Origin of the sequence: Rhizobium pisi, assembly GCF_003938655.1 — a bacterium.
In the GTDB taxonomy this organism is placed as follows: Bacteria; Pseudomonadota; Alphaproteobacteria; order Rhizobiales; family Rhizobiaceae; genus Rhizobium; species Rhizobium pisi.
This window is the reverse complement of the sequence record NZ_RJJT01000054.1, coordinates 1-3,326: the sequence shown is the minus strand read 5'-3', so window position 1 is coordinate 3,326 and position 3,326 is coordinate 1. Positions and strand designations below refer to the sequence as shown.

Sequence of the window (3,326 nt, the reverse complement as noted above, 5' to 3'; positions counted from 1 at the left end):
TGTGAACGGTCGTCGAGAAGTGCGGGTATTCGGTGCCGAGCCGGCGGGAGTGACTTCGCAGTAGACGTTGGATGGGATTGGCTGGCCCCTGACTTGCCTGCGCGCAGGCAAGTCAGGGGCCAGCGCGCGAGAAGTGTACCGGAGATGTGTCTGGTAATGGGGTGAGACTGGTACAGACGCAGCGCCTGCCGTAGTCTTCGTGAAGATCGACGAAGGCAGGCACAGCGCCGACTGAACGGCTAATTCTACCCGGCGCCGCGCCCTACACCGTGCGGAACACGAATGCCGGGTTATTATGGCGCAGACGGGGCTTCGCGTCCATGTCATGACGACTGCCATGGACCAGATGAGCATGATACCGGACGCTTCTTTCTGTGCGAGCGTTGTCGGGGCCAAGTGCTGATCTGCCGATGCTGCGACCGCGGGCAGATTTATTGCGCCGGAGGCTGCGCTCGTGTCGCCCGTGCCGAGCGCCGTCGGGAGGTCGTCAGGCGTTATCAGACGAGCCGGAACGGCCGCTTTGCTCATGCAGCCCGCAGCCGCCGATATCGGGCCCGCCACAATAAAGTGACGCACCATGGTTCACTCGCCAGCGATGCCGATGTTGATGTCATGGCGGCTTCGGTGACGACACCGAACGAGGCATCCGACACTTCTGATACGCCGTCCTTGACCGAGTTTGCGATCGCAAACGGATTGCCGACCGGCGGTCTGGGACATCATTGTCATTGGTGCGGCCGCTGTTGCTCTCCGTTTTTGCGCCGTGAGCCCCTGCGTCGTCGCCGAGCCATCCCGATGTCCCTATCCAGAGGATGACGATGGCCATATCTACCGAACTGCAGGCTCAGATTCTGCGTTACCACCATGTCGAGAAGTGGCGAGCCAACACCATTGCCCACCAACTCGGCGTCCACCATCACACCGTTCAATGCGTGCTGGCCCGCTCCGGGCTCGTCCCGCACGGCCCTCGCAATCGCCCCAGCCAGATCGACGCCTATCTGCCGTTCATTCTGGAGACCCTGGAGGCATTCCCCACGCTGACGGCAGCCAGGCTACATGCAATGGTCTGCGAGCGAGGGTATCGTGGTGACGGCGGTCACTTCCGCCATATGATCGCTCGCCACCGACCGCGTCCGAAGGCAGAGGCGTATCTGCGCCTGCGCACGCTCCCGGGCGAACAGGCACAGGCGGACTGGGGACACTTCGGGCAGATACTGATCGGCCGGGCACGACGGCCGCTCATGGCCTTTGTCATCGTACTCAGCCAATCCCGCCGGATCTTCCTGCGCTTCTTTCTCGATGCCAGGATGGAGGCATTCCTGTCCGGTCACGTCGAAGCCTTCGAGAGATGGGGTGGGGTTCCGAAGGTCGTGCTCTACGACAATCTGAAGAGCGCTGTGCTCGAGCGTCATGGCGATGCCATTCGCTTCAATCCCACTCTGCTCGCCTTTGCCGCCCATTATCGATACGATCCTCGTCCGGTCGCAGTCGCTCGCGGCAATGAGAAAGGCCGCGTCGAGCGCGCCATTCGCTATATCCGCGACAACTTCTTTGCCGCCCGCAGCTTCAAGGATCTCGATGATCTCAATGCCCAGGCCGACATCTGGTGCGACGGCGTGGCTGTGGACAGAATGTGCCCCGGCCTCGACATTACTGTCAGGCAGGCTTTCGAGCTGGAGCACCCCTACCTCCTGCCGTTGCCAGACAACCCTTTTGCCTGGCCGGCCCTGACCGCCGCTTCCATCGCCAAGACGCCGTACGCCCGTTTCGATCTCAACGATTATTCCGTTCCTCATGCCTACGTCCGCCGCAGCTTGAGCATCGTCGCTACACAAAAGGAGGTTCGCATCCTTGATGGAACCAAGGTCGTCGCCTGCCACGTGCGTAGCTACGACAAGGGAGCTCAGGTGGAGGATGCTGCCCACATCAAGGCGCTCGCCGACGAGAAGCGTGCCGCCCGACGACACAGTGCCACCGATCGGCTGGCTGCTGCCGTTCCCGCAAGCACCGCGCTACTTGAGCGCGCAGCGCAGAATGGCCATTCGCTACAGTCTGCCGTCATCGGTCTGCACCGTTTGCTTCAGCACTATGGAGCCAGCGAACTGCAGGCGGGGATCATGGAGGTCCTGGCACTCGAAGGGCCATCGCCCCATCCCAATGCCGTCCAGCTGATCCTGGAGCGCCGGCGAGAACGGCGACACCAGCCGCCGCTGCTGCACATCGCCTTGCCGCAGCATGTGCAGGACAAGGATACGCCAGTCCGCACAGCCCGTCTCGACCTCTATGACCAGCTCAAGGAAGTCCCCGATGACAAATAATGATCTGCAGGACGAACGCGATCGCGCTGCACACCTCCACCTGCATGGGCTGGTCGCTCACTGGCAGGAAGCCGATCAGGCTGGCTGGGCGCGAACACTTCTCGACTGGGAAGAGAACGAACGCGCCAGGCGCAGCCTGGAGCGGCGGCTGAAGGATGCTCGGATCGGGCGCTTCAAGCCACTTGTAGACTTCGAATGGTCTTTCCCGACGCGATGCGACCGGCAGGCGATCGAAGCTCTCATGCGCCTCGACTTCATCGGCGACGCTGCCAATGCCGTCTTCATCGGCCCAAACGGTGTCGGCAAATCGACGATCGCCCGTAATATCGCCCACCACGCCGTCATGAACGGTTACACCGCCCTGTTTACCAGTGCCGGCCAGCTGCTTGGCGAACTCGCCGCCATCGACAGTGCGTCCGCGCTCCGTCGGCGCCTGGCCCATTACACCGCTCCAGCGCTCCTCGTCATCGATGAGGTCGGATACCTGTCCTACACCAACCGCCATGCCGACCTGCTCTTCGAACTTATCAGCCGCCGCTACGAGACAAAGAGCACCATCGTCACCACCAATCGCAATTTTGCCGAATGGAATGACGTCTTTCCAAATGCTGCCTGCGTCGTGTCGATGGTCGATCGGCTCGTCCACAATGCTGAAGTGATCGCCATCGAGGGACAATCCTACCGCCTCAAAGAGGCAACCGAACGATCGGAATTGCGCTCCCAGGAACGAAGGGCGCAAAGGTCATGAAGAAAGCCCATTCGAAACCGGGCCTGCCGCTTTCCGTTCCGTTTGAAATCCCGACAACATGGACACCGGAACAGGCCATCGCCGTCTTCGACATGCTCACCGAAATCCGCGACAGAATCTGGGATCAATATAACGTCCAGATCCAGACCGAGCTTCAAAGCCAACTCAGCTGCGATGATCACCAGTGAAATCGACGGCCAAAAACATAACTCGTGAAAGCCTCGGCACCGAATACCCGCAGTTTTAGACGACCGCTAACA

3 protein-coding genes are annotated in these 3,326 nt (G+C 61.0%); all 3 read left to right on the top strand.

Annotated elements, in window-relative coordinates; all coding sequences use genetic code 11:
• Positions 1 to 818 precede the first annotated feature (818 nt).
• Genes istA through EFD55_RS32775 form a run of 3 tightly spaced genes read left to right on the top strand, consistent with a single transcriptional unit; the run spans position 819 to position 3,254 of the window.
• Positions 819 to 2,318 carry an IS21 family transposase gene (gene istA / locus EFD55_RS32785; protein WP_125851262.1) on the top strand — a complete coding sequence of 500 codons (1,500 nt, stop codon included), beginning with the start codon at positions 819 to 821 and terminating at the stop codon, positions 2,316 to 2,318.
• On the top strand, positions 2,308 to 3,066 hold the full coding sequence (gene istB / locus EFD55_RS32780; protein ID WP_125851260.1) for an IS21-like element helper ATPase IstB: 759 nt from the start codon (positions 2,308 to 2,310) through the stop codon (positions 3,064 to 3,066). The genes istA and istB overlap by 11 nt, the downstream gene beginning before the upstream one ends.
• Positions 3,063 to 3,254: a hypothetical protein gene (locus EFD55_RS32775; RefSeq protein WP_125851258.1), complete on the top strand. Its 192-nt coding sequence runs from the start codon at positions 3,063 to 3,065 to the stop codon at positions 3,252 to 3,254. The genes istB and EFD55_RS32775 overlap by 4 nt, the downstream gene beginning before the upstream one ends.
• Positions 3,255 to 3,326: the final 72 nt, after the last annotated feature.

Coding starts and splice junctions, on each gene's coding strand:
- istA (WP_125851262.1), top strand. CDS start 819: ATGGCCATATCTACCGAACTGCAGGCTCAGATTCTGCGTTACCACCAT.
- istB (WP_125851260.1), top strand. CDS start 2,308: ATGACAAATAATGATCTGCAGGACGAACGCGATCGCGCTGCACACCTC.
- EFD55_RS32775 (WP_125851258.1), top strand. CDS start 3,063: ATGAAGAAAGCCCATTCGAAACCGGGCCTGCCGCTTTCCGTTCCGTTT.